We start from the raw sequence: 25,615 nt of genomic DNA, 5'->3' as shown, positions 1-25,615 counted from the left end.
CCCAACTCTCCTTTTTGGCTATGGCATACAGTTGTTAAACGACATACTTCTCGGCTGAAATGACACGATCAACAATTTGTCTTTTCAGTAAAATCGTATTGATTGGCGTTCGGCGAGCTAGCTTTTTTAGGATAGATAGCTGAGTCTTGAGCATATCGCCTGATTCCATCGCAGCTAAAGAATCCTTAGCGAGAGATTCGATTGTTTCAAAGGATTCGTGGACAAATATTTGTGTCATTGCGATCGCATTGGCAGCTTTCTCTTCTCCCTGCTTTGCGATCAGCTTCTTCGTTCTAAGAAACGCACTTTCAGCTGCATAAACTTGGATCATGATGTCAGCTAGGTAACTTAGGATTTCTTGTTCATTTTCAAGCTTTTGCTGGTATTTTTGTACCGCTAGACCTCCAATCATGAGGAAGATTTTCTTCGCCATTTTAATCATGTATTGTTCTTGTTCCAAGAGCCCGTCAAACGTCCGTTGTGGAATAAATGTAAGTAGCTCTTCTTGCAATTTTTGTGCTTTCTGCATCAGCGGGAGTTCGCCCTTCATCGCTCGCTTAATAAGTGTACCTGGTATGAGTAAACGGTTGATTTCATTTGTTCCTTCAAATATTCGATTGATGCGCGAATCACGATAGATGCGCTCGATTTTGTATTCTTGTATAAACCCATAGCCACCGTGAATTTGGACTCCTTCATCAACAATAAAATCTAACGTCTCAGAGCCAAATACTTTATTGATCGAACACTCTAGCGCATACTCAGCAATTGCCTTAGCCGACGCCACCCCTGCGTCTGAGCTATTGAAATCAATATCATTCATACTCGAATCTATTAATCCTGCCGTCCGATAGACCATACTGTCAAGAACATACGCTCTAATATTCATTTCTGCTAATTTTTTACGAATGAGAGGAAAGGATGAGATTGGCTGCTTAAATTGAACTCTCTCATTCGCATAGGCCGATGCTAGTTCAATTGTATCCTTGGAGGCACCGAGACACCCAGCTGCAAGCTTAAATCGGCCGATGTTCAAAATGTTAAAGGCAATAAGATGACCTTTTCCAACCTCCCACAACAGATTCTCTACAGGAACCTTCACATCCTCCAAAATGAGCGGACAGGTCGAGGAGCCTTTGATCCCCATTTTCTTTTCTTCTGGTCCAACACTGACTCCTTCCATCGTTCTCTCAATAATAAATGTACTAAAATCCGTTCCATTCACTTTCGCATAAACAATGAAAATATCAGCAAAGGCTGCATTCGTAATAAACTGTTTTGTTCCGTTTAAAATATAGTGCGTACCATCCTCAGATAACGTGGCGGTTGTTTTTGCACCAAGCGCATCTGAACCAGAGGATGGTTCTGTCAGGCAATAGGCTGCAATTTTTTTACCGCTCGCTAATTGGGGCAGGTATTTTTCCTTTTGCTCTTCTGTTCCAAAGTAAACGATCGGCAAGGTACCAATACCGACATGTGCACCAAGGGATAAACCAAAAGATGATGCCTTAGATAATCGTTCACTTATCAACGTCGAGCTTACTTTATCTAGACCAAGACCTTCATATTGCTCTGGCACATCCGCACTAAGAAGCCCCAATCCTCCTGCCTTTTGTAGGAGTTTTACCGTAAGATCATAATTTAAGCTTTCAATCGCTTCGTCCTGCGGCAGAATCTCTCCTTCAATAAAATCCTTTGTAGTTTCGGCAATCATTCGTTGCTCTTGGGTAAAATCATCAGGTGTGACTACTGAATTATAATCGACATCATCAATAATAAAACTTCCACCAACTATTTTTTCATCCATCATGGAGTTCCCCTTTCTATCGTGGTGCTGGCATGGTGATTCAGCGCGCTTCACGCATCATTTTACCCTGAATGCACTTCAAACACGCTAGCGGCACCCATACCGCCTCCGATACACATTGAAACGACTCCGTACCCGCCGCCTCGACGTTTCAACTCATAAAGTAAGGTTGAGGTTAACTTGGCTCCTGTACAACCGAGAGGGTGGCCAAGTGCAATTGCTCCTCCATTCACGTTTACTTTCTCCTCATCAATATTCAGTTCACGAATGATTGGCAGACATTGTGCTGCGAATGCTTCGTTTATTTCAAAAAGCTTGATGTCATTCTGACTAACCCCTGCCATGTTGAGAGCCTTTGGAATCGCCTTAATCGGGCCAACCCCCATAATCTCAGGTTCAACGCCAGCAACTGCAAAGGATTTAAACGTAGCTAATGGTTTTAGGCCAAGTGCTTCCGCCTTCTCTTTACTCATCACTACGCACGCTGCTGCACCGTCGCTCATTTGCGACGAGTTTCCGGCAGTTACGGTCCCTCCCTGCTTAAATGCCGGCTTTAATCCTGCCAGTACGTCAACACTTGTATCCGGACGAACCCCTTCATCCGTGTCGACAACGCTTTGTTCTTCCCAACGGTTGCCGTTCTCGTCGACTCCTTTAAGCACTGTTTGCACCGGGACGATTTCTTCCTTAAATTTCCCTGCCCGGACTGCTGCTGCTGCTTTCTGATGGCTCGTTGCAGCAAAGCGATCCTGATCCTTTCGTGAAACATCAAATCGTTCTGCCACTTCTTCAGCCGTAAATCCCATCCCCATATAGATTTCCGGCATATCCTCGACAATTTGCGGATGTGGGGACATCTTAAACCCCGACATCGGGACATGACTCATACTCTCTACTCCTCCGCCAATGACAACATCTGCATGACCTAGCATGACACGCTCTGCGGCAAACGCAATTGACTGCAAGCCAGATGAGCAAAATCGATTAATCGTAATAGCTGGAGTGGCTGCTGGAAAACCAGCATAAAGGGAGATAATTCTTGCAACATTTAATCCCTGTTCCCCTTCTGGCATGGCACAGCCAATAATGATATCTTCCACATCTTCTTTCTTTAATCCAGGAGCCCGCTCCATGACCGCATTTAAAACCGTATTTCCTAAGTCCTCTATGCGTGTTTGGGCAAATCCGCCTTTCTTTGCCTTCCCCGCCGGTGTGCGTGCAATCGATACAATCACTGCTTCTCTCACACAATTCACCTCATTTCTAATTTAGTTACGCAATGGTTTCCCTTTGTTTAACATGTACTGCATACGCTGTTGAGTTTTCGACTCACCGCATAAGCTTAAAAAGGCTTCCCGTTCGAGATCAAGCATATATTGTTCACTCACTCGTGTCCCCGCAGGAACATCCCCCCCAGCTAATACATGAGCCAGTTTATTGGCAATCAATTGGTCATGGTCACTGATATAACCTGCCAATTTCATTTGGTAGGCACCTAACTTCAACACCGCCTTCCCTTCGCTTCCGACGACGCGAATGTCCTCCTTTAGCTTTGGAGCATATTCCTGCTCAACCAACCGTAGTGCGGCTTGCTTTGCTTCATAAATGCGATGATCCTGATGGACGACAACGGTATCCTCATCACGCAAATAGCCAAGTTTTTTTGCATCTAGAGCACTTGTCGATACCTTTGCCATGCCGATCGTTTCAAAAATTTTGTTGACATATGGTTGTAAATCAACCTCAGGATTGGTAACGGAGTTGCTAAGACGACAGATGAGTTCCTTGCACCCTCCGCCTGCTGGAATTAACCCGACGCCAACCTCGACCAATCCGTAGTACGTTTCTGCTGAGGCGACAACCTGATCGGCCGGCAGACAAACTTCAACACCGCCGCCTAAGGTCATCTGATGCGGAGCTGCAATGACAGGCTTCTCAAAATGCTTTAAGTGATACATTGTACTCTGGAACATGCGGATAATATGATCGACTTCATCCCATTCTTCATCTTGCGCTTCCATTAAGAGCATCATTAAGTTTGCGCCAACGCAGAAATTCCGGCCTTGATTGGCGATGACGAGGCCATCGTAATTACTACGGACTTCTTCGATGCTTTGCTCAATCATCATTAATATATCTGCACCGATCGCATTGTTAGGGGAATGGAATTCGAGACATGCGATTCCATCACCAAGATCAATCAGACTGGCTCCACTATTAGCGTTTATAACCTTATTTTGCTCTTTAAGCGTCCGTAGTGAAATCACTTCAGGCTTTTGCTCCATGTGTTTGAAGGCACCATCTAAAACGAAAAACGTCGTACCTTCTTGCTTCTTGTAAAATGATTTGTTCCCTGCTTCGAGCCAGTCTTTCACCCATTGTGGAACGCTCAGTCCTTCTGCTTCCATCCGCTTTACTGATGTTTCCAATCCAATTGCATCCCACGTTTCAAATGGACCAAGTTCCCAATTAAAGCCCCACTTCATTGCTTCATCAATTTCCAGAATCGAATCCGCAATTTCCCCGACTTTTTCCGCTGAATAAATGAGTACTTTTTTTAGTGTATTCCAGGCGAGTTCCGAGTAACGATCATGTGCACTTAGAAGCGCCTTCAGCTTCTGCTTTGCACCTTTTGCCATTTTTGCTGTTTCCAAAGATGCTCCGACTGCTTTCTTTTGCGACTCGTATTCCATCGTCTGAAGGTTAAGGGAGAGAATCTTCTTCCCTTTCTCGTTCTTCACCTTTTTATAAAAGCCCTGCCCTGCCTTCTCACCAATCCAGCCTTTTGCTACCATCTCCCGTAAAATCTCCGGAACCTTAAACACCTTTTTTTCCGCTTCATCTGTCACTTTTTCGTACATATTGTTAGCAATGTGTACGAACGTATCGAGTCCCACTAAGTCCAACGTTCGAAATGTCGCACTTTTCGGACGCCCCATTGCCGGACCGGTACAGGCATCAACTTCTTCGACTGTATAGCCTTTAGAAAGCATTTCGTTTAGTGTAACGTGCAGACTGTATGCTCCGATCCGGTTAGCGATAAAATTCGGCGTATCCTTGGCTATCACGACCCCTTTGCCGAGCTTTTTCTCACAAAATTGATTCATCACATCTACGATTTCAGGTAGTGTTTGCTTGCCTGGAATAATTTCTAATAGTTTCATATAACGGGGCGGATTAAAAAAGTGTGTGCCGAGAAAATGCTTTTTAAATTCCTCACTACGCCCGTCAGCCATTGCATTGATGGAAATGCCAGACGTGTTGGAGCTGACAATTGTCCCCTTCTCCCATACTGTTTCAATGCGTTCGAAAAGCTGTTTCTTAATGTTAAGATTTTCAACAATCACTTCAACAACCCAATCAACTTCTTTTATTCGCTCCAGATCATCCTCAATATTGCCAGGGGTTATAAACGATGCCAAATCCTCATCATATAGTGGGGCTGGCTTTGTTTTCTTAAGTTTTTTGATCGCATTTACAGCTAAACGGTTTCGGACTTCCTTTCTATCTCGATTCAGTCCTTTTCTTTTCTCATCTTCTGTTAATTGATCTGGGACAATATCGAGCAAGAGACAAGGGATCCCCACGTTTGCTAAGTGGGCTGCGATACTTGCACCCATAACGCCTGAACCAATTACAGCTGCACGTCGAATTTGTCTTTCCATACGATTAAACCTCCTGTTCTAGATCATCCTGTAAGTTTGCCACGGTGCTAACCGTCTGTAAGACCCCCACTTCAAGTACTACAAGGAAGCTAAGAGGATGTAAACAGACGCTAACACCCTGATAAGTTTCGCTAATGATCAGCAGGGGTTTTTAACCCCCACTGATCATAGTCTCACTTTACTAGACTCGCCAAAAACAGCTTGCTCTAAGATCTCCGCAATATCTTTTGCCTGCACACGCTCCTCTACTTCGATTGCTTTCGTGCCATCATCGAGCATCGTGAGACAATACGGGCATGCACTGCTAATCACCGTTGGATTCACGTCAAGCGCCTGCTCTGTCCGAGCGAGATTGACCCGCTTTCCAGCGGTTTCCTCCATCCACATCATACCTCCACCTGCACCGCAACACATTCCATTCTCACGGTTACGCTCCATCTCAAGCAATTCCACACCTTTAATCGAACGGAGTATATCTCGAGGCTGCTCATATACATTGTTATAGCGTCCAAGATAACAAGAATCATGATACGTAATCCGTTCATCCAATTCATACGTTGGCGTCAAGTGGCCATTTTTCACTAGCTGATTGAGGAGCTCAGTATGATGAAGGACCTCAACCCCATCTAAACCAAATTCAGGGTACTCATTTTTCAGCGTATTAAAAGTATGCGGACAGGCTGTGACAATTTTTTTCACGTTGTATTTCTGGAATGTTGCGATGTTTTCCATGCATAGCTCTTGAAAAAGTAATTCATTGCCCATTCTTCTCGGCGTATCACCAGAATTTTTCTCTTCATTACCTAGAATTGCAAAGTTGACGCCTGCTTCATGAAGTAATCTTACAAACGCACGGGACACTTTCCGGCTGCGATTATCATATGATCCCATCGAACCGACAAAATAAAGAATTTCAAAATCAGGATTTTCCTTTACTGTCGGCACCGGAATCCCGTCAATGTCTTCTACCCACTTCGCACGGTCTCTTCGATTGATTCCCCACGGATTTCCTTGGCGTTCAATGTTCTGCATCGCACGCTGGCCTTCATGAGGAACACTGCCTTCCATGAGAAGTAAATATCGGCGTAAGTCAACGATTTTATCAACATGTTCATTCCCGACTGGACATTGATCTTCACAGTTCCGACAAGTTGTACATGCCCAAATTTCCTCCTCGGTCATCACATCGCCAACGAGACTTAGCTCCTCTACATTTTTATCACTTGTCGACCACATCTGCTGCTGAAGCGTCATCGTCGGTTGAATCGTCGTCCCTTTTCCCCACTCAACCTGCTCTCTATCAACATCTTGAATACTGTGTATACCATAACTAGTTTCGGGTACCCAAGGTGATTTCGATGTGATTGCTGCTCCTTTCTCAGTCAAGTGGTCTCGTAGCTTTATTATGAGGTGCATCGGTGAAAGTACCTTGCCCGTATTGGAAGCTGGACACACATTCGTACAGCGTCCACATTCAATACAGGCATAGAAATCAAGCATTTGTTGCTGGGAGAAATCCTCGATTTTCCCAGCACCGAATGATTCCGCATGTTCATCCTCAAGATCAAGGCTTCGCAATTGACCAACTGGCTCCGTTCGTCTAAAAAAAATGTTGATTGGGGCAACGATAAGATGAAAATGCTTCGACTGCGGAACATACACTAAAAACGCCAGCAAAATCAACAAATGCGCCCACCAAAACGTGTAAAAAAGAACATGTGCTGTGACCTCTTCAACCCACGTAAAACCTGCTGCAATTACAGAGGAAATCGGAGCATACCAAGAAAAGGCTAGCTCATGTACGACCCGCTCAAATCCAAGCGTCAATAAAACCGATAACATTAAGGAGAAAATGAAATAAATCACGATACGAGGCTTCTTCCCTCTTTTTAAGCGCGGCAATTTCTCCCCGTAACGACGGTAGGCAGCATAGCCAACTGCAAGAAAAATGAGAAAGACTGTCACTTCCTGAAAGAGGTTAAAGACGTGATAGCCAGGAACCGGAAGCCCATCTGCCCCTAGACCTTTGACAATGATATCCAAGGCGCCAAACTGTAAGATGATAAAGCCATAGAAAATAATGACATGCATGATCCCACTTTTTTTGTCCTTCAACAATTTCGATTGACCGAATACTTGAGAAACAAACGTTCTAAAGCGTTCATCCAGATTCTTTTCTATTTCCACTTGCTTTCCTAGCTTAATATATAAGTAGCGATGATAAACGACTTTCCCAAATAAATACAAGCCGTAACCAGTTACTAAGAGAAATGCTAGAAATTGAATCCATTGCCAAGCCAAAATGATCGCTCCCTTCCTCATCCTTAGTAGGTTTATAGAAGCTTTTGGACTGTCTTTTTCCTTGCAAGAAACACACATGAAAGTGTTAGGGCTCTCATATTATGGATATGAACGTGATTATTAGAAAATGCTTACCATTTATGCTTGAAAGGAGAATGATAGATGGATATTTATGTCCTCATGAAGCAGACCTTCGACACCGAAGAAAAAATTATTATTGAAGATGGCAATGTTTCCGAAGATGGAGTTCAATATGTTATCAACCCATATGATGAATATGCCGTGGAAGAAGCGATTCAGAAAAGAGATGAATTAGGAGGAAATGTTTATGTTATTGCTGTAGGTCCAGAACGGACATCCGAAGCTCTACGAACAGCATTAGCTATGGGAGCCGATGAAGCCGTATTAATATCCGATGACAGAATTGGCTCAGATGAAAACTCGATCTCAAAGGTATTAGCTTCATACCTAGGTAGCCAACAGGTTGACTTGATTCTAGGCGGTTATTTCTCGATCGATAACGGTGCTGGTCAAGTTGCAGTTCGATTAGCAGAGCTCTTAGACCTTCCGCATGTCGGCTCAATTACAAAGCTCGAGATTAGTGATAGCAAAGCAAAAGCAGATCGAGATGCAGAAGGTGACCTCGAACAGGTTGAAGTCACACTTCCTGCTGTTTTTACTGCGCAACAAGGATTAAATGAACCACGTTACCCAAGCCTTCCCGGAATTATGAAGGCCAAACGAAAACCTTTGAAACAATTAACCTTAGATGATCTCGATATAGAGGAAACCGAGCTATCCTCAAAAACAGCTAGAACAGAACTTTCTCTCCCGCCTCAAAAAGAAGCAGGACAAATACTTAAGGGTGAGACTGCTGAGCAAGTGAAAGAGCTTGTTGAAAAACTGCGTCATGATGCAAAAGTATTATAATAAGGAGGCATTCCTATGAGTAAAACTATTCTAGTCGTTGCTGAGTACCGCGACGGGGTATTGCGTCAAGTCACCTATGAGGCAATTCAAGCAGCAGCATTGTGCTCAGCCGAAAACGACAAGCTCCATGTCACTGTCATTGGTCATCAATTAGAAGATTTGACAGAATCCCTTTCCAGTATTGATGCTGATAAAATTTATCTTATCGATCACTCGGATCTACAGCAATACAATCCAGAAGCGTATGCTGCTGCTTTAAAGCAAGTGATTGATGCCTCAAATCCAGACGGAATCATTTTGGGACATACGGCTATCGGCCGCGATCTGGCTCCGATGATTGCAGCAAAGCTCGATGCCGGACAAATTTCGGATGTAACCAACATTGAGAACATCGACGATCAAGTTGTGTTCACCCGGCCAATCTATGCAGGTAAAGCGTTTGAGAAAAAGGTTTTCCAAAGCTCCCCATGGGTTGTCACAGTTAGACCAAATAATATTTCAGCAGCTGACCCCAGCGGCGGCAAAGCTGAAATTGAAAATATCGAGTATGCTAAGCCAGCGTCTTTACGAACAGTTATCCAAGATGTCGTCCGAAAAACATCAGGTAAAGTCGATTTATCAGAAGCTAAGATTGTTGTATCAGGCGGGCGCGGAGTCAAAAGTGCTGACGGTTTTAAGCCTCTGCAAGAGTTAGCTGATGTCCTCGGCGGAGCAGTTGGTGCCTCTAGAGGGGCTTGCGATGCTGATTATTGTGACTATTCACTGCAAATCGGGCAAACCGGTAAAGTTGTTACACCAGAGATCTACATTGCATGCGGGATTAGCGGTGCAATTCAGCATGTCGCCGGAATGAGTCAGTCGAAGATTATTGTTGCAATTAACAAAGATCCTGAAGCGCCAATCTTTAAAATTGCTGATTATGGTATCGTCGGGGACTTGTTTGAAGTCGTACCTTTACTGACGGAGGAATTTAAAAAGGTTTTAGGTTAAAACGTTGGTCTCACCAGAAAACATTTTATTCAGGGCCTCTTCTCACTTGCTGAGGGCCTTTTTTTGCACGTTAGAAAAGTATAATATTTTGTAGGTAAGCTACTTCTGTCTAAGAAAAACTGGGTAAAACCGCCCATCCATATAACTATATGCTAAGTAGGTCTGTGGAGATTACTATAAGTGGACATTTTGAAATATATCAATCGTTTGACCACCACTCCGGCACACTTCATGGGCCTGATGATAGACATAAAATGAGTTATTCACTAATTATTGTCCTACATAAACAACATGACTAGTCAATTATATCTTTATTTTTGTCACTTTTTAACCGTTAATAGGGATCAAAATGCTGTAATACCAACGATTTCCTATATTATAAAAAAAGAGCAACCCCAAGAAAAAGGGTTGCTTATTATATACTTATCTTAATCAATGATTTCCCAATAAGCTGGTTTCACATTGTAATCCGTGTCAAAAACAAACGGTGCGTCTACCCCTACCCCGTCATTATAATCTTTGGCACGGTCATTCAGCCATGTGTGGTTATCAGCAATTCCCCAAAAGGTAACACTGCTGATTTTATCACCTAAACGCTCGTACAATTCGAAGAGAGCGTCATAGCGTTCTGCCTGCCGTTCAAACTCTTCTTGCGGGATATCTTCATACGTTTCATAAGCAGGACGTGGCGGCCAACCATAAAGGCTAACGTCTAATTCGGTAATCTGATTATCTAGTCCAAGCTCAGCAAACATGTTAAACGACGTTTCCATATCATCAATTGAAGGCCAGCCTATTTGGATATGAGATTGATGTCCAACCCCTTCAATTGGTACACCTTGCGCCAATAAATCCTTCACCAAATTATATAGGTATGTCCTTTTTGGTTCGACTTCAGTATTATAATCATTAATATAAAGCTTGGCATCTTCATCTGCATATTTTCTTACTGTTTCAAACGCTACCTTAATATAATCAGTACCTGTAATTTGATACCATTGAGATTCGCGAAGTCCTCTGTCATTGGACGCATTAGGATCAATTACCTCGTTAACGACATCCCAAGAATCGACTTTATCTCCGTAACGTTTTACAATCTTTTTTATATGTTTTTTTAAACGTGTCAACAACAACTTTTTATTTTTTCTTTGTTGGTTCGGGTCAGTTGCTTCTACCATCGGGTTCCCTTTTTCATCTAAAAAGAACCACTCTGGCACTTGACTATGCCATACCAATGTATGAAAACGTAAATCCATGTTATTTTCTTCGGCAAACTCTACGATTTTGTCCGCTTCCTCAAAATCGAATTTGCCTTCTTCTGGTTGGATGTTAATCGGCTTCATCACATTCTCTGCAACGATGCTATTATAATGACGCTTCAGGATTTCTCCCTGAACACCATCTAATTGAGCAGGTTCTACTGCTGCTCCAATGTCAAACGAACCTTCATAACGCTCACTTAAAGAATGTACATCTAATGCATGTTCAGGTTCAGTATTTTCTTCCGCACTTATTCCAGTCGGTAACATCAACAAAATTACAATTGCAGCAATTATTAATTTTCTCAGTTTCCTTTGCATAGCCATCCCCTTTTCTCATAGTCGTTTTCTGCTCTTGGAACGCGTTACCAATAAAGAAAGCGTTATCATTAAATTGACAAAAAGCTTTTTGTCAGCTGCTAGCAATTTTTATTATACCAACAACAACTTCGTTTATCAATTGGATAAACAAAGTTTTTCCGTATTATTCCATAAATGAATAGAAGGACCTACCCCTTCTGTTTTCATTGTTTGATGTGAAAGTACTACAAATACATTGGCAGTAGGTTTGATGAACCAAAAAATGTTAAAGAGAAGATATAACTGATGAAAAAAGCTGACTTTCGCGTTGAAAGCCAGCTTTTCATCTCTTATTTATCTCCATATGGGTCAATAGTTTGGATCGTACCGTCTTCGTTGTATTGGATTTCTGTATATTTCACGGAACGTTTATGGTTCACACCATCAGATAAGGAGCAGTCATGATAGAATAGATACCACTTTTCTTTAAACTGTACTATCGAATGATGTGTCGTCCACCCTATGACGGGTTTCAAAATTGTCCCTTTGAACACAAATGGTCCCTCTGGGTTTTCGCTAACCGCATACACAATTTTGTGTGTGGTCCCCGTAGAATAGGATAGATAATACAGACCATTGTATTTATGGACCCATGCTCCTTCAAAAAATCTTCGGTCCTCATCACCCGCAAGAATCGGATTACCTTCATCATCTATTATCGAAATTTCCTGGGGTTCACTTTTAAACGTTTTCATATCCTCACTTAATTCAGCTACTATGGGTCCTAAAGCAGGTTCTGTCGGTTCTGGTTCTTTTCCATTAGCTTTATACGTTCGTGTTTGCCATTTTTCCAGCTGTCCTCCCCACAGACCACCAAAATAGACATACGCCTTGTCGTCATCGTCCACTAACACCGCTGGATCAATGCTGAAGCTTCCTGGAATGAAACTTTCCTCTGCTTTAAAAGGCCCTGCAGGATTCGAGCTTGTCGCGACACCAATTCTAAAAATGCCTTCCTTATCTTTTGCAGGGAAAAACAAATAATAAGTGTTATTTTTGTATGCAGCATCAGGCGCCCAAAGTTGTTGACTTGCCCAAGGGACATTTCGTAAATGAAGCACTTCTCCATGGTCTACACATGGTGCGTTCACATCTTCCATAGATAACACATGATAGTCTTCCATCGCATATTGATCGCCATTATCATTCGAAGGTCCATCATGATCAAGGTCATGAGATGGATAAATATATAGTTTTCCATCAAACACATGCGCTGAAGGATCTGCCGTATAAATATGCGTCACCAAAGGTTCATTCTTCTTCGTCGTTTTCTCCATCATACCCCTCCATTATAGTGTAAATAAATATAATACTAGTATATTAGAATTTTATGACTTTGTATATCAAATGAACGAACTTTTTTTGAGATTTTTAGGTTCCAATTTTTGAGTTTCTTTCAGTTCCTGATAATAACCTTTTCAGCCTCTTTCTTTTTTCTACAACAGCTTTAAGTCCACCCCTCTCGGCCTCTGCTAGTGTCAGATAGTCTTACGATTGCATAGGCTAATGTGTAAATCTTTTTACAAAGGGGTGGTGATTTTGTCAGGAAAAGTGATTAACTATTATGCTGGTGGTAACACGGCAAAGGGATTCTACGACCTGTTTGAGTCTAATATGCAAGGTTTAGAAAATATCTATCTATTAAAAGGTGGTCCTGGCACGGGAAAATCCACGATGATTAAAAAGCTGGCAAATGCATGGGTACAGCAAGGATATAATATTGAGCGAATTCATTGTTCATCCGATAATGAGTCGTTAGACGGTCTTATTATCCCTTCACTTCAATTTGGAATTTTTGATGCTACTGCTCCACATGTTTTAGAGCCAAAGGCCCCAGGTGCAATGGAACAGTACGTAAACCTTGGAGTAGCTTGGGACAAAACAAAGCTCAAAGATAATAAAGATGAAATCGTTGAGTTGCAAACAAAAATAAGCGCGGCATTTCAATCATCTTATGACTGTTTTGCAGAGGGACTTCACCTTCACGATTATTTAGAGGATATATACATTAATGAAATGGATTTTAACAAAGCAAATCAAGTCACTGACGAATTAATTCAAAAGATTTTGCTTAATAAAATAAGTACTCAAGGAAATGCGGTCATCAAACATCGCTTTTTCGGTGCATCTACCCCAGAAGGTGTTGTTGATTTTATTCCGTCTATTACTGAAGAATTGACGAAACGTTACTTTATTAAAGGGCGTGCTGGCACTGGTAAATCAACACTTCTAAAAAAAGTTGCCACTAATGCTGAGGAAAGTGGCTTTGATGTTGAAATGTATCACTGCGGTTTTGACCCGGAAAGTATCGATATGGTTGTTATCCGTGAGCTAGGGTTCTGTGTGTTTGATAGTACCGATCCACATGAATATTTTCCTGAGCGTCAAGGGGATGAAATTGTTGACTTATACGAGCAAACGGTCACTCCTGGTACGGATGAAAAGTATGAATCAGATATTACTTATTACACGAAAAGCTACAAGCAACGAATGAAAGATGGTATCACTTATTTGAAAGAGGCCAAAGCCTTACATGATAAATTAGAGGAAATTTATGTAGATGCCGTTGATTTTGGGGTAATTGATGAAATTTATTCTACAATTTATAGTGAAAGCGAAGAGTTAGCAGCAAACAAATGATCCCTACCTAATATAAAGTGAGACTATGATCAGTGGGGCTTACAAACGGGTAACACCATGATAAAAAAAGCAACCTTAAGCTAAGGGTCAGCTGGCTCAACTAATACTCTTAGACTGACCCTTATATTACTTCGTTATTTAATTCAAATGATTACGGTTTATATGAAGCTGTTTATAGTCCATTTTATTAACTAATTCATAAACCATTTTATCACTTAAATATCCTACTAACATTTACAATATGATTTTCACAGGCTAGATATTTATTAAAAAATAGTAAAGGACGAATATGTGATTGTTTTTGACTGTCGCTTCAAAAACCTAAGAGCATTCCAACTCGATTTCAAAAAAATCACAAATGGGACACCTCAAAGAAATTGTAGGGATTGTTAATTTCTGCTACAGGAAGAAATAACAAAAAATCTGATTATTCAAAGTATTGACCAATAAAATGTTCAGTCCTACAAATTATCAGCTGTAGTAGACTCGACATTTTCAAAGGAACAGTCGATTAGAAAGGAATTTATTTTGTAATTCCGATTTTAGTATTATTCATGTCCGTTACCATTTTCAAACCCCTTACCCACTTCGAAGCCTTTTCCTTTTTCGTGACCTTTTGATTTCCCTTTTCCTTTACCCTTGCTTTTACCTGGAGATGGATTTTCATCTTCTTGGTTTGGTAGTCCAGCTTTGGCAATTTCAAATTTGTCAAAGTGTGGAGCATATTGAATAACATCATTGAACTGATAAGAATTATCGTTGTAAATTGTGATAGTGTTTTCCCCAGCCTCTAATTGAATATCGATAACATGGTTTTTCACCGTATCCCAAGACAAAGTATTTTTAAAGTAGACGGTTTGTGGCGTTTGATCATTCACCGCTATCTGTGCATAACGCTCCACTAAGTCTTTGTTATAAGGGTGTAGATATCCGTCTGGATGATTATCCGTATACATTATTGGTGCAGGTTCATTGTTAATATAATCAATGGACAGCTTATAATCACCAGCCTCTTCTACGTCCACTGTAAAAGAAAATCCATGATCCTTGTTTTCCCCAATGTTTGTTACAATTTTCCCTCCTGAGGTATTTTCATTCTCCGTTACTTCTGCATTTCCAAATAACTCTCCATCTTCAGCTTCAATTTGAATTACCTCTGAGGATGAAATATCTGGCAAATATGAAAAAGTTAGATAATCTAGTGATACTTCATTTTCACTTGTTACCTTTAAAGTATTTGCACCTGCTGTTAGATAAACTTTTTCCCCTGATACAGAAGTAATATCATTACTTTGTTCTACTGAATAATTAGCAATGGATCTCCATTCTGTAGTTAATTCAGAATTTATAGTAGCATCAGAAGGGTAATTTACAATCCGTTTCTCTACTGAAACAGTTTGAGCAGTGTCTGACGCATAGCCTAACTCTAAATCATAATATCCATTATCTTCTACTACAACACTGAATTCATTGTTACCATTTCCTTCAATATAACCAGCACCACTAAAATTCTCTTTAGACTGACTTAATTTCAATCCATTATCATAGTTAGATTCCTCCGCTTCGAATCGATAGGTCTTTGTCACATCTTGATTAATCTCTCCTACATATGTCAAATCTATCTTGTCAAGTGAAGCATCCAGACCACTATGTTTACTAAATTCCAGTGAATGGGTACCTGCAGTTAAGTCTACATATAATTTTTCACTTGCAAACATATTCATATCCATGGTGGAGTCATACGTTAATACATCAAATTCTTCCCCATCCAATTTTAATGATTGTTTTGCAAGCTCTCCTACCGCTCGATTCTTACCATCAATTAATGGTGCTTGGTTTCCATAGTATACTTCAAGCTTATATTTTCCATCTTGCGGGGCATCTACCGTGAATTTCACAATCTTATCAGAAGAATTTAATCCTCTAACATATTTTCCATTTGAATTAGTAACCCAGCCTTGATCTGCAACTTGAACACCATTTAACTCCGCATCTTCTGCTTCATAGGTTTTTTCCCAAGTTTTTTGATAACCTGGGATATCAGAAATACTATCATCTGTTGCCGGAGTCACAATAGCATGATAACCATTTAATTCATCAGCATCTGATATGGTAATATTTAAGTTTCCATCTACAATAGGTAAATTTCCTTCAAATTCAACTCTCGGTGTTTCATAGCTACCCATAAATCCAGTGAATTTTGTACGATACAGTTTAACATGCGCAGCTTCTGCATTTTTAAATGTTTCTGTATCAGCAAGGTTTTCCAGGGTAGTAGTAATGTTACCTTCTTCACCACCAAAAATAGTATAGGCCTTTCCTTTTTGGTCATCAATTGACGCTAAGCCATACAAACCATCTACAGTGGTGTTAGCAGTATTAACTTTGATTGTTTCACCTGTCATATCCCCATACCATTTATACATCCACCAGGCACCATTTGGTTTATTCATGTCTACTGCAAGTTCATTTAACGTATTAGCAGAATGCCAATATGCCAGACTTGCATAAACTTTACTATTTTCCACTCTAGAAAGCCATCTGATTAAATTACCTGGCACCCCACTATCTTCAGGGTTTACATATTCATTAATAACAACAGGTAATTCAAATCCATATTCTTCCTCTAAATTTTTATAATGCTCCATATGAGTATCCCAATTACTTAAGGAACTGTTCCCAGATAATTCATGCCATGTAAATTGATCTGGTAGTACATCGTTTTCTACTGCAAACTCAACAAATTCCTCATGGAAATCGCTATCATAATGTGATAAGTTTGGTCCTGCAATTAGTGCGTCAGGATCCTCTTCTTTTACCACATTATACATTCTTTCCCAAGCACTCAAGAATCCATCTTCATCAAGATTTCCACTAAACCAAATTCCGTTTGGCTCGTTAAAAATAACATACACAATTTTTCCATCATGTCTAGTTTCTTTTACTGTTCTAACAGTTTCTCGTACTAACTCTTCATAATGATCTAAACCTTCATATTCATATGGCCATTCCAAGTACATATCTGGAACTGCTAATTGAATCCATTCTGTACCTGCTTCAAAATACGTATCTGCTACTCTTAATCCATCACCTGTTGGGTGTTGAAGCCCGAATGGTGGTTTTTGCTCCACGCTTTGTGGTTTTAATGGAGACAATAAATCAACAGTTGGTACGTTCGGCTCACTTACACCGTATAAGAAGCCACTAGCACCATGCATAATTTCACCATTTGTCTCTGTCATATTAAAGTTTGCGATTGCACCTAATTCTGGATTATAAAATTGAAGTACATATGTGTTTTGTTTTAAACCGTTTGCTGAAGTAACCGTAATTTCATAATTATATGCGTCTCTTTCTGAGATTTCGACTGTTGATTCTGGATTTGTTTTTTCAACAGTAATATCTTCAATGTTTAATCCAGTTTTATTGGTCTCATATCTGATATTTCGGCTATTTACTTCTATTATATCCTCCCCAATAGTTACGCTTTTAAGAGATGCAATATAATCTGCTCCCATTAAATCATTTACCTCTTCTTGCTTTATTACCTTATTATAGATTTTGATATCATCAAAGTAACCAATCACATCATTATCAGATGTGTAGATAGAGCGACCAAAATCATTATATATTAATGCTTCTAAATATTCTGGATTAAAGAAATTCTGAACTGCTTCTTCTACATTTGCACCTTCAATACTAGCAGCACTATCGATACCATCATCATCAACTTCTATTCCATCTAGATATACATGATAACTTCCATCACTCTTCATCGTGAAAGTTATATGTTGCCATTCATCTCGTAAGGGTTGTTCTTCCCAATGGATAGCAGCACGATAGTCAGCGGCTCCTTCTGGGTCTGTCCCAGTATTAATTGGCTGATTATATTCACCACCACCAGCTACAATGGAAAACTCAGGGTCAGCCCAAGCACCTGAAACGCCCTGAAAATATTGATGCTTCTCAGTGATAGTGGAAGAGAATAGTCTTGAATAAGCTCCGGCATCTCCACTAATATTCGCCCACATTGTAACAGTTAATTCATCACTAACTTCATCATATATACCACTTGGTAATGTCAACCAACCTTCACCAGGTAAATGTAATACATTTCCTCTTTCTGCGTCTTCTGTTACGGTTGCATTCAGATTCAATTCCGCAACTTGTGAATCATCTTCTTCATTTACTTCGTTAGCAACAAATTTCCCATCTACTTGATCAGGTTCAAACCCCCAATGGTATAACGGCTCAGGATTAGCTGTTTCATCAACAGTTTCTTTAGTCGTTTCAGCTAAAATCATCATAGGAGCTTGAGGAATAAAAAGGATGATAGAAAACAAGACTAATAAGCTTCGTTTAAAATTCATTAAAATTTTTCACTCCTTTAGAAATATTGATTTTCTTAACTAAAAATGAAATCATGTTTACTTTAAAATCAAAATCACCTCCTTAACTGAGATTATTTTATTTATATTTTAAAAATAATAACTTTTTATTTACTAGCTACACATAAAAATTTATATATATAATAACCCTATGGTAAATATCTATCACTTCACATATAATAATTTAAGTAAAATTGCATATTAAAGAAGTTAATCGAATAAAGCCTCTTTGGTATTTTACACCAACAATAATCATCCCTTAACTCAAATATGATAACTTTGTTTACGCTTTCAAAATAGTTAATATCTTTTATTTCACCCGACAACGAACGAGATAAATAATAACTAAATATTTATTAGTAATAGTATCATGTTTTGGTTATTTTTTCTACTATATCTTTATTTTTTTAGTTAAATTTATTTAATATATTACATTTCAGGAAAATCACTCTATTATTAATCAGTAGAATTATAGATAATATCACCTAATTCACTTATTTCAATAAATTGATATACCCATGAAATATAGATATTGACCCGACAGAATAAACATCTAAATCAAAAAATATGAATATAGAGTACCTTATCATCTAGGTTTATACCAAATCCTCTATAGAAATTTTTTCAATGTGAGTTTTCTGTGCACTCCATCCCAAGATCGTGAGTAATAACCATAAAAAAACTCCCCTGAACAATATGCAAAAAATTTGCCATATTATCTCGAGAAAGTTTAAGTAGCCATCTTGATGTAATATAAATAAAATGTAAATAATTTAGCTGAAATAAAGTGGCGCTTCAATCCTTCTTTTTATCATCTAATGATCGTTTTTTCTTATATTTAAAGTATAAATATAACTTATATATGCTCAGTAATTATAAGCTAAATTACATACTATTTCGCAACCCTCTTCACACTTTCACGAACAATTAATTCGGAGGGAAACAAAACTTGTAAAGGAACTTCTCTCCCTTCAAATCTATCTATCAGCATTTTAACAGCAAAGCTCCCCATTTCCTCAGTGAAAATTTTTACTGTAGTTAATGAAGGTTGAATATATTGAGCCATTTCAATATCATTAAAGCTTACAATACTAATGTCTTTTGGAACCTTTAATCTCTCCTCATGCAAAGCCCGAATAGCCCCAATAGCCATTGCATCACTCGCAACAAAAAAAGCTGTGGGTAATGATTTATTTTTTAATGCTTTTTTCATACATTTATATCCATCATTTATTAAAAATTCATTTGATAGGAACACAAAATTCTCGTTATATTGGTTATGTTCACTCATAATCTCGTTGAATGCTATTTTTCTTGGGTTTTTTATTTCTGGTCCTTTCTGCCATTCGTGTTCTTTACCTCCAATGTATCCTATATGCCTATGACCTGATTCAAATAGATAATTCAATGCCTTCTCCGTAGCAGTCTTAAAATCAATACCTATATGGTCACAATTTTTATTTATTGATAGGTTATTTACGTATACAATATTCGCGCCCATCAACTCATGTAACTTCTTTTCCTCTTCTTTATTAGGACCACCTACAACAATGACACCATCTAATCCTTCAGCATTTTCTACTTGGTTATCACCCAGATGTATTATTTTTGTCACTGATAAACCTTTAGATTTACATGCTTGTTCAATACCTTTACGTATGGATAAAAAATATACATCCTCCCATTCGTATTGTTGTGAGCAGTACATTATGATTCCAACTTTTTGATTGTTTAATTCTTTATTCGTTTGTACTTTTCTCTGCTTTACAGGTACATAACCTAGTTCTTTTGAAATATCTAATATTCGTTTTCTAGTTTCTGATGAAACACTCATTCTTTTATCATTGTTAAGAACTCTCGACACAGTAGCTGTAGATACTTTAGCTGCATCCGCAATATCACTAATTCTTACCATTGAAATAACTCCTTTTAGTAAACTTTAGTTAATGTTATCATAATCCTAAAGAAGTTACTAGTCACATTATGTGGCTTAGTGCTGTTTCTTAATTTATGATATCTTACAGTATTCAATGGTTTAGTAGATTTTGCATCGCACTCTTATATATTTCAATTATAATAATTCCTTTTCATTGATTTATAATTTATTTATTGATTAAAGCTAAAGAAAGCGTAAAACTTTCCTAATCTTTTAGACATTAAAATAAATTTAGTGATATAATGTGAAAAACTTTTTTTCTTTTTCGGAGGGAAATATTGTGAAACCAAAGTTTACTAATTCCGCTCGATACAAATGCCTTGAATATTTAAAAAAAAATTCATATGACTTGTACCTTATTTATTGTGGCATTGAAGAATGTGATCCAGGTCATTTTTATGGACCTGTTAGTCGAAATGAATATTTACTACACTATATAATTGAGGGAAAGGGTATTTTTCAAGCAAATGGAAAAACCTATCATTTAGGAAAAAATGACTCTTTTTTAATTTATCCATCTGAAGTTACCTATTACGAAGCAGATAAAGAAGATCCTTGGACATATATATGGATAGGTTTTGATGGAATAAAAGCTGAATCATGTCTAAACAATGCAACGTTCAGCAAGGATAATCGAGTAAATAAATTTGAGTGTGAAGAATCGCTTTGGAATTACGTAAATGGGATATTAAATGCTAGCAAATTAACCTATGCTAGTGAATTAAAGCGTGAAGGATATCTTTTTATGTTCCTCTCGGCATTGATTGAAGAAAAGAGTAGAAAAAATAAATCGAATAAAAATGAAACTTATGACTATCCATTTCATATATATGTTGAACATGCATTGGAATTTATTGCTCACAACTATGAGAAAAACATTAAGGTAAGCGATATTGCAAATTATATTGGGATAAACCGTAGTTACTTAACATCTATCTTTAAAAGACATTTAAAGGTATCCCCTAAAGAATATTTAGTAAAATACCGACTTGATAAAGCATGTACTTTATTGAAGACAACTAATCGCCTTATTAGCGACATTGCTGCTGATGTAGGTTATGATGATCCCTTAACCTTTTCAAAAGTTTTCAAAAGTTATTTTGAAGTTAGCCCTAAGTTATATCGGACTCAGTATCAAGAACCTGAATATGCCACTGAAAAATAAATCGATTAACTAATTAAACTACCACAATATCAAGATAAGTTGTGGTAGTTTTATTTTGGTAACATTATTTTTTATATTTTTTCTGTTAATACATATAAGCTTGATGAAAAATCAACACTATTGTTACAAAAGTCATCATCATCGATTATAATACCTACATGCATGAGTTCATCACCAAAATGGATTCGTTTAGGATCACCATTTATGATATATTGTTTATTTTGATTTAAACCTCGTAGTTTTAATCGTTTCCAGTCATCATTTGGTACATTTAAAACCTTATAGTAACCAATGATACCTTTAGATTGATCATCAGATACAACGCTCCAAGCAGTGTCTTGATTTTCAAACGGACTAAGAAGACGATAATAGTTACCTTTCATCATTAGTTCTCTGTGTTTTTTATAAAAAGATATTTGTTCTTTTACTTTATTTTTCTCCTCATCAGATAGTAAGTTAAGGTCTAATTCATAGCCAAAGGCACCAAAATAAGCAACATTTGCTCGTGTTTCTATTGGTGTTATTCTTCCAACTTGTTGGTTAGGAACTGCTGATACATGGGCTCCCATACTACTTATCGGATATACATAAGATGTTCCATATTGAATATTTAATCGCTCTATTGCATCTGTATCATCACTCGTCCAACCTTGTGGCGCAAAATAGAGGATGCCTGGGTCAAATCTAGCACCTCCACTAGAGCACGATTCAAAAAGAATATTTGGAAATCTGTGAGTTAACCTATCATACAAAGAATAAACTCCTAATACATATTGATGGAAATTCATCCCCTGCATTTCTGAATCTCTTCCTACAGAATAGCACTCGGTAATATATCGATTCATATCCCATTTCACATAGGATATATTTGCTTCACCTAATACTTTTTCCATTAGTCCATAGATATAATCAACTACTTCCTCTCGAGAAAAGTCTAGTACGTACTGATTACGTGATGGAGAAGTTCTACGATTAGGTGTTGCAATAATCCAATCTGGGTGCTGACGATAAAGGTCACTATCTTTATTCACCATTTCAGGTTCAAACCATAACCCAAACTTAAGTCCCATTTCCTCAATTTTCCTAGACAAACCAACAATTCCTTCAGGCAATTTGTCAAAATTGTTGACATACCAATCTCCTAATCCAACCTTATCATTATCTCTGTCACCAAACCATCCATCGTCTAGTACAAACATTTCAGCTCCAAGCTTTTTTCCTGCTTTTGCAATTTGAAGCACTTTCTCCTCGGTAAACTCCATCTCTGTAGCCTCCCAATTGTTAACTAAAACCGGACGAGGTTTGTCACGCCAGTATCCTCTAGCTAACCTTGTTCTGTATAGTTTATGAAATGTTTGACTCATCTTGTTTAGCCCTTGATCAGAATAAACTAGTACTACTTCAGGTGTTTGAAAGACTTCATTTTTTTGTAATGACCACTCAAAGGTATCTGGATGTATTCCGATGATGATTCTTGTTCTGTTAAACGTATCAACCTCTACTTGTTCCAAATGATTACCACTATAAATAAGACTGAAACCATAAGCTTCCCCTATATTTTCATCTGTATTAGGTCTTTTCAAAACAAGAAATGGATTATGTTCTGCACTACTTGTACCTGTCATACTATAAATACCCTGTGTTCCTTGTTCAATGCGTCTTGTTTTTAAATGACGTTCTCTACTCCATGCACCAGCTAAGTTAAGCATCTCGTATTCACTATCTGGTAAATCTACTGATGCACTCATTGATTTAGTTATTATAATTTTTTCATTACCATGATGAATAAATTTTGTATTTCTAGTGATAACTGGTAATTGTTCATAAATGCTATAAGTAAGTACCAATGAAGTATCAATTACCTCATCAAATAATGTAACTTCTAATGTAGTGGCTTCATTTTCATCCTCTACATAAGTTGCGGGCAAGCCCTGCAACTTTTTCTTACCTGAATATATTTCATGTGAATAATACAAAAAATTTGTAATTCGGCTACCATTACTTTGCTTAATTTCATAAGCGGGATACCTAAAATCAGTAGTCCCATATGATGGGTATTCTTGTTTTGTATGTTGAAGGGATAATGTGTAATCATTCTCAAATACATACGCTGCTAATGGTCTTAAACACCCTTTTAACAAGTGGCTAAAATCGTCTCGATCCTGAATTCTTTTACCATAATATAAATTTCCTAGTTGGTTGTTATCTAAGATTTTTATTATATAACTTATTTCATTATTATATAAATGAAATTCTTTTGATTTTTCATGATAAACTATTGCCATGATATCCTCCTAAAAATGAATTTTATATTTAATGATAGGCTAAAGTTTTCCTCCAGAAGTAGAAATACCCTCAATAAATTTCCTTTGAAATATTAGATATACAATCAACATTGGCCAAAATGCTAGTACTGAAGCTGACATTAATTGAGGATAATCTACAGAATATGCTCCTTGAATTTTTGCTAAAGCCGATGATAAAACTGCGGCGTTTTCTTCAGAGTTAATGATCAATGGCCACATTAAATCTTTGAAAGAGAATAATGCAGTGAAAATTCCTAAAGCAATTAATCCTGATCTAACTAGAGGAAGCATAACTCGTGTAAAGATTTGTCCTGTATGTGCTCCATCTAATATTGCGGCTTCTTCCAATTCTTTTGGGAGTTGCATAAAGAACTGTCTTAATAAGAAAGTTCCAAATGCACTTACAAGACCGGGAAATACTAAAGCGAAAATAGTGTTTCTCATACCCATAGAGTCAACCATTATATATTGTGGTATAATAAAAATTTGTGGTGGAACCATCATTTGAAATAGTACTAAGCCAAAAAAGAAATCTCTACCTGGAAATTTTAGTCTAGCGAAAGCAAAAGCAGCCATCGCACTAAATAACACACCACTTAAAACACGCCAAAACATCATCGCAAGTGTATTGTAATAAAGCACTCCAAAATTGTATCTTTCTAAAACCGACACAAAGTTTTCCCATCTCCACTCACTCGGAAAGAGTACGAATGGATTCATGGACGTTGACTCTGTCACCGTTTTAAAGGCTGTTAAAACCATCCATACAAACGGGAAAACCATTATTAATGCACCAAATATTAATACTATATGTATGAAGAATCTTCTAAGGTTTTTCTTACTAGTTGATCGCACGGTTTTTCACCTTCCTTATCTGTAATAAACCCATTTTTTCTGTGCTTTCATTTGAAATACCGTAATAATCAGTATTATCACTAGTAGTAACATAACAATTGCTGAACCGTACCCTTTATCACTGTATTTAAAGGAATTGTTATAAAATAGATATGCTAAAGATACAGTTCGATTGTAGGACGGATTTGTTACATCAATCATCATATAAATAAAGTCAAATACTTGCATGGATTGAATGATAGTTGTCACTATAACAAAAAATAATGTAGGTGATAATAATGGGATAGTTATATTAAAGAATTTATAAATGGGACTAGCACCATCTATCATCGATGCCTCATAGAAATCTTTCGGAATTTCTTGAAGTCCTGCTAGCATTAAAACTACATTGTATCCTATGATACTCCATATACCTATTATTGATACCGAAATAATGGCTACATCTGGATCATTAATCCAATTAACTGGACCAAGACCAATTTTTCCTAGTGCATAATTAATGATTCCAAAATCATAATTATATAGCCATCTCCAAACCATTGTTACTGCAGCTGGTGCTGCAATCATCGGGATAAAATAAATAGTTCTGTAAGCTGTTCTTGCGAATATCTTTTCGTTTAATAACACAGCTATCACTAGTGATATGGAAATGGAAACCGGGATAACTATTGCAGTATACAATAGTGTGTTTCCAGTAGCATACCAAACTTGCGGATCATTAAACATTTTTACATAGTTATCAAAACCAACAAATATATTCCCTTTTCCGAAATCTCCACTCTTAAATAAACTTAGATACATTGTTTGGATGATCGGGATAATGTTTAAAATGATTAGACCAACAATTGTAGGAGCTATTAAGAACCATCCCCAAAGCCATTCATTAAATTCGCTTTTTGTTGGTTTTCGCTTAAAGATTTTAAAGCCGGACATATCTTCATCTCCTACCTATCATGGGTTTTTTACGCCAGAATTTTATAGTCAACTTTAAGGTATTAGGGTGTTAAAGACAT

General features: G+C 38.0%; 15 protein-coding genes. 4 read left to right on the top strand and 11 right to left on the bottom strand.

Features of this window, described 5'->3' with window-relative positions; translation table 11 throughout:
* Positions 1–34: 34 nt before the first annotated feature.
* From ACTWP4_RS06965 to ACTWP4_RS06950, 4 genes are all read right to left on the bottom strand, one after another.
* Positions 35–1,807 (bottom strand): acyl-CoA dehydrogenase family protein, encoded by a 1,773-nt coding sequence (locus ACTWP4_RS06965; protein ID WP_443128039.1) that lies wholly within the window; start codon positions 1,805–1,807, stop codon positions 35–37.
* A gap of 62 nt (positions 1,808–1,869) precedes the next feature.
* Positions 1,870–3,054, bottom strand: a complete 1,185-nt coding sequence (locus tag ACTWP4_RS06960; protein ID WP_443128290.1) for an acetyl-CoA C-acyltransferase — start codon at positions 3,052–3,054, stop codon at positions 1,870–1,872.
* 21 nt (positions 3,055–3,075) lie between these two features.
* A complete protein-coding gene (locus tag ACTWP4_RS06955; protein ID WP_443128038.1) occupies positions 3,076–5,472 on the bottom strand; it encodes a 3-hydroxyacyl-CoA dehydrogenase NAD-binding domain-containing protein in 2,397 nt (798 codons plus the stop codon).
* A gap of 165 nt (positions 5,473–5,637) precedes the next feature.
* Positions 5,638–7,794: a (Fe-S)-binding protein gene (locus ACTWP4_RS06950; protein WP_443128037.1), complete on the bottom strand. Its 2,157-nt coding sequence runs from the start codon at positions 7,792–7,794 to the stop codon at positions 5,638–5,640.
* A 141-nt stretch (positions 7,795–7,935) separates the two neighbouring features.
* On the opposite strand from ACTWP4_RS06950, the gene ACTWP4_RS06945 reads away from it, so the two are divergent.
* Together ACTWP4_RS06945 and ACTWP4_RS06940 are read left to right on the top strand one after the other, a co-directional pair.
* Positions 7,936–8,703 carry an electron transfer flavoprotein subunit beta/FixA family protein gene (locus ACTWP4_RS06945; RefSeq protein ID WP_443128036.1) on the top strand — a complete coding sequence of 256 codons (768 nt, stop codon included), beginning with the start codon at positions 7,936–7,938 and terminating at the stop codon, positions 8,701–8,703.
* Positions 8,704–8,718: 15 nt separating this feature from the next.
* A complete protein-coding gene (locus ACTWP4_RS06940; RefSeq protein ID WP_443128035.1) occupies positions 8,719–9,693 on the top strand; it encodes an electron transfer flavoprotein subunit alpha/FixB family protein in 975 nt (324 codons plus the stop codon).
* A 428-nt stretch (positions 9,694–10,121) separates the two neighbouring features.
* Here ACTWP4_RS06940 and ACTWP4_RS06935 read toward each other — a convergent pair whose 3' ends face one another.
* Both ACTWP4_RS06935 and ACTWP4_RS06930 read right to left on the bottom strand, forming a co-directional pair.
* Positions 10,122–11,273, bottom strand: a complete 1,152-nt coding sequence (locus ACTWP4_RS06935) for an endo-1,4-beta-xylanase (protein ID WP_443128034.1) — start codon at positions 11,271–11,273, stop codon at positions 10,122–10,124.
* Between the two features lie 329 nt (positions 11,274–11,602).
* Positions 11,603–12,589: a glycoside hydrolase family 43 protein gene (locus tag ACTWP4_RS06930; protein ID WP_443128033.1), complete on the bottom strand. Its 987-nt coding sequence runs from the start codon at positions 12,587–12,589 to the stop codon at positions 11,603–11,605.
* Positions 12,590–12,851: 262 nt separating this feature from the next.
* Between ACTWP4_RS06930 and ACTWP4_RS06925 the strand changes: the two genes are divergently transcribed.
* A complete protein-coding gene (locus tag ACTWP4_RS06925; protein WP_443128032.1) occupies positions 12,852–13,952 on the top strand; it encodes a PRK06851 family protein in 1,101 nt (366 codons plus the stop codon).
* Between the two features lie 548 nt (positions 13,953–14,500).
* Here the strand turns inward: ACTWP4_RS06925 and ACTWP4_RS06920 are convergent.
* Positions 14,501–18,322, bottom strand: a complete 3,822-nt coding sequence (locus ACTWP4_RS06920; RefSeq protein ID WP_443128031.1) for a LamG-like jellyroll fold domain-containing protein — start codon at positions 18,320–18,322, stop codon at positions 14,501–14,503.
* Between the two features lie 910 nt (positions 18,323–19,232).
* Positions 19,233–20,255: a LacI family DNA-binding transcriptional regulator gene (locus ACTWP4_RS06915; protein WP_443128030.1), complete on the bottom strand. Its 1,023-nt coding sequence runs from the start codon at positions 20,253–20,255 to the stop codon at positions 19,233–19,235.
* 301 nt (positions 20,256–20,556) lie between these two features.
* On the opposite strand from ACTWP4_RS06915, the gene ACTWP4_RS06910 reads away from it, so the two are divergent.
* Complete coding sequence (locus ACTWP4_RS06910) at positions 20,557–21,441, top strand: AraC family transcriptional regulator (protein ID WP_443128029.1); 885 nt, start codon at positions 20,557–20,559, stop codon at positions 21,439–21,441.
* A 71-nt stretch (positions 21,442–21,512) separates the two neighbouring features.
* Here the strand turns inward: ACTWP4_RS06910 and ACTWP4_RS06905 are convergent, their stop codons facing one another.
* The 3 genes from ACTWP4_RS06905 to ACTWP4_RS06895 all read right to left on the bottom strand — a co-directional run bounded on the left by ACTWP4_RS06905 (position 21,513) and on the right by ACTWP4_RS06895 (position 25,535).
* Positions 21,513–23,726: an alpha-galactosidase gene (locus ACTWP4_RS06905; RefSeq protein WP_443128028.1), complete on the bottom strand. Its 2,214-nt coding sequence runs from the start codon at positions 23,724–23,726 to the stop codon at positions 21,513–21,515.
* A 39-nt stretch (positions 23,727–23,765) separates the two neighbouring features.
* Positions 23,766–24,419, bottom strand: coding sequence for a carbohydrate ABC transporter permease (locus tag ACTWP4_RS06900; RefSeq protein WP_443128027.1), 654 nt, complete (start codon positions 24,417–24,419; stop codon positions 23,766–23,768).
* Between the two features lie 198 nt (positions 24,420–24,617).
* Positions 24,618–25,535 (bottom strand): carbohydrate ABC transporter permease, encoded by a 918-nt coding sequence (locus tag ACTWP4_RS06895; RefSeq protein ID WP_443128026.1) that lies wholly within the window; start codon positions 25,533–25,535, stop codon positions 24,618–24,620.
* Positions 25,536–25,615 lie beyond the last annotated feature (80 nt).

It is taken from the genome of Gracilibacillus sp. D59 (genome assembly GCF_052246695.1).
Lineage (GTDB): Bacteria > Bacillota > Bacilli > Bacillales > Amphibacillaceae > Gracilibacillus.
Note: the sequence above shows the minus strand (reverse complement) of the source record. Positions and strands in the feature narration are given on the sequence as shown.

Bases quoted from the DNA above. Each gene is read 5' to 3' on its own strand.
- ACTWP4_RS06965 (WP_443128039.1), bottom strand. From the start codon at position 1,807: ATGGATGAAAAAATAGTTGGTGGAAGTTTTATTATTGATGATGTCGAT.
- ACTWP4_RS06955 (WP_443128038.1), bottom strand. From the start codon at position 5,472: ATGGAAAGACAAATTCGACGTGCAGCTGTAATTGGTTCAGGCGTTATG.
- ACTWP4_RS06950 (WP_443128037.1), bottom strand. From the start codon at position 7,794: ATGAGGAAGGGAGCGATCATTTTGGCTTGGCAATGGATTCAATTTCTA.
- ACTWP4_RS06945 (WP_443128036.1), top strand. From the start codon at position 7,936: ATGGATATTTATGTCCTCATGAAGCAGACCTTCGACACCGAAGAAAAA.
- ACTWP4_RS06940 (WP_443128035.1), top strand. From the start codon at position 8,719: ATGAGTAAAACTATTCTAGTCGTTGCTGAGTACCGCGACGGGGTATTG.
- ACTWP4_RS06935 (WP_443128034.1), bottom strand. From the start codon at position 11,273: ATGCAAAGGAAACTGAGAAAATTAATAATTGCTGCAATTGTAATTTTG.
- ACTWP4_RS06930 (WP_443128033.1), bottom strand. From the start codon at position 12,589: ATGGAGAAAACGACGAAGAAGAATGAACCTTTGGTGACGCATATTTAT.
- ACTWP4_RS06920 (WP_443128031.1), bottom strand. From the start codon at position 18,322: ATGAATTTTAAACGAAGCTTATTAGTCTTGTTTTCTATCATCCTTTTT.
- ACTWP4_RS06915 (WP_443128030.1), bottom strand. From the start codon at position 20,255: ATGGTAAGAATTAGTGATATTGCGGATGCAGCTAAAGTATCTACAGCT.
- ACTWP4_RS06905 (WP_443128028.1), bottom strand. From the start codon at position 23,726: ATGGCAATAGTTTATCATGAAAAATCAAAAGAATTTCATTTATATAAT.
- ACTWP4_RS06895 (WP_443128026.1), bottom strand. From the start codon at position 25,535: ATGTCCGGCTTTAAAATCTTTAAGCGAAAACCAACAAAAAGCGAATTT.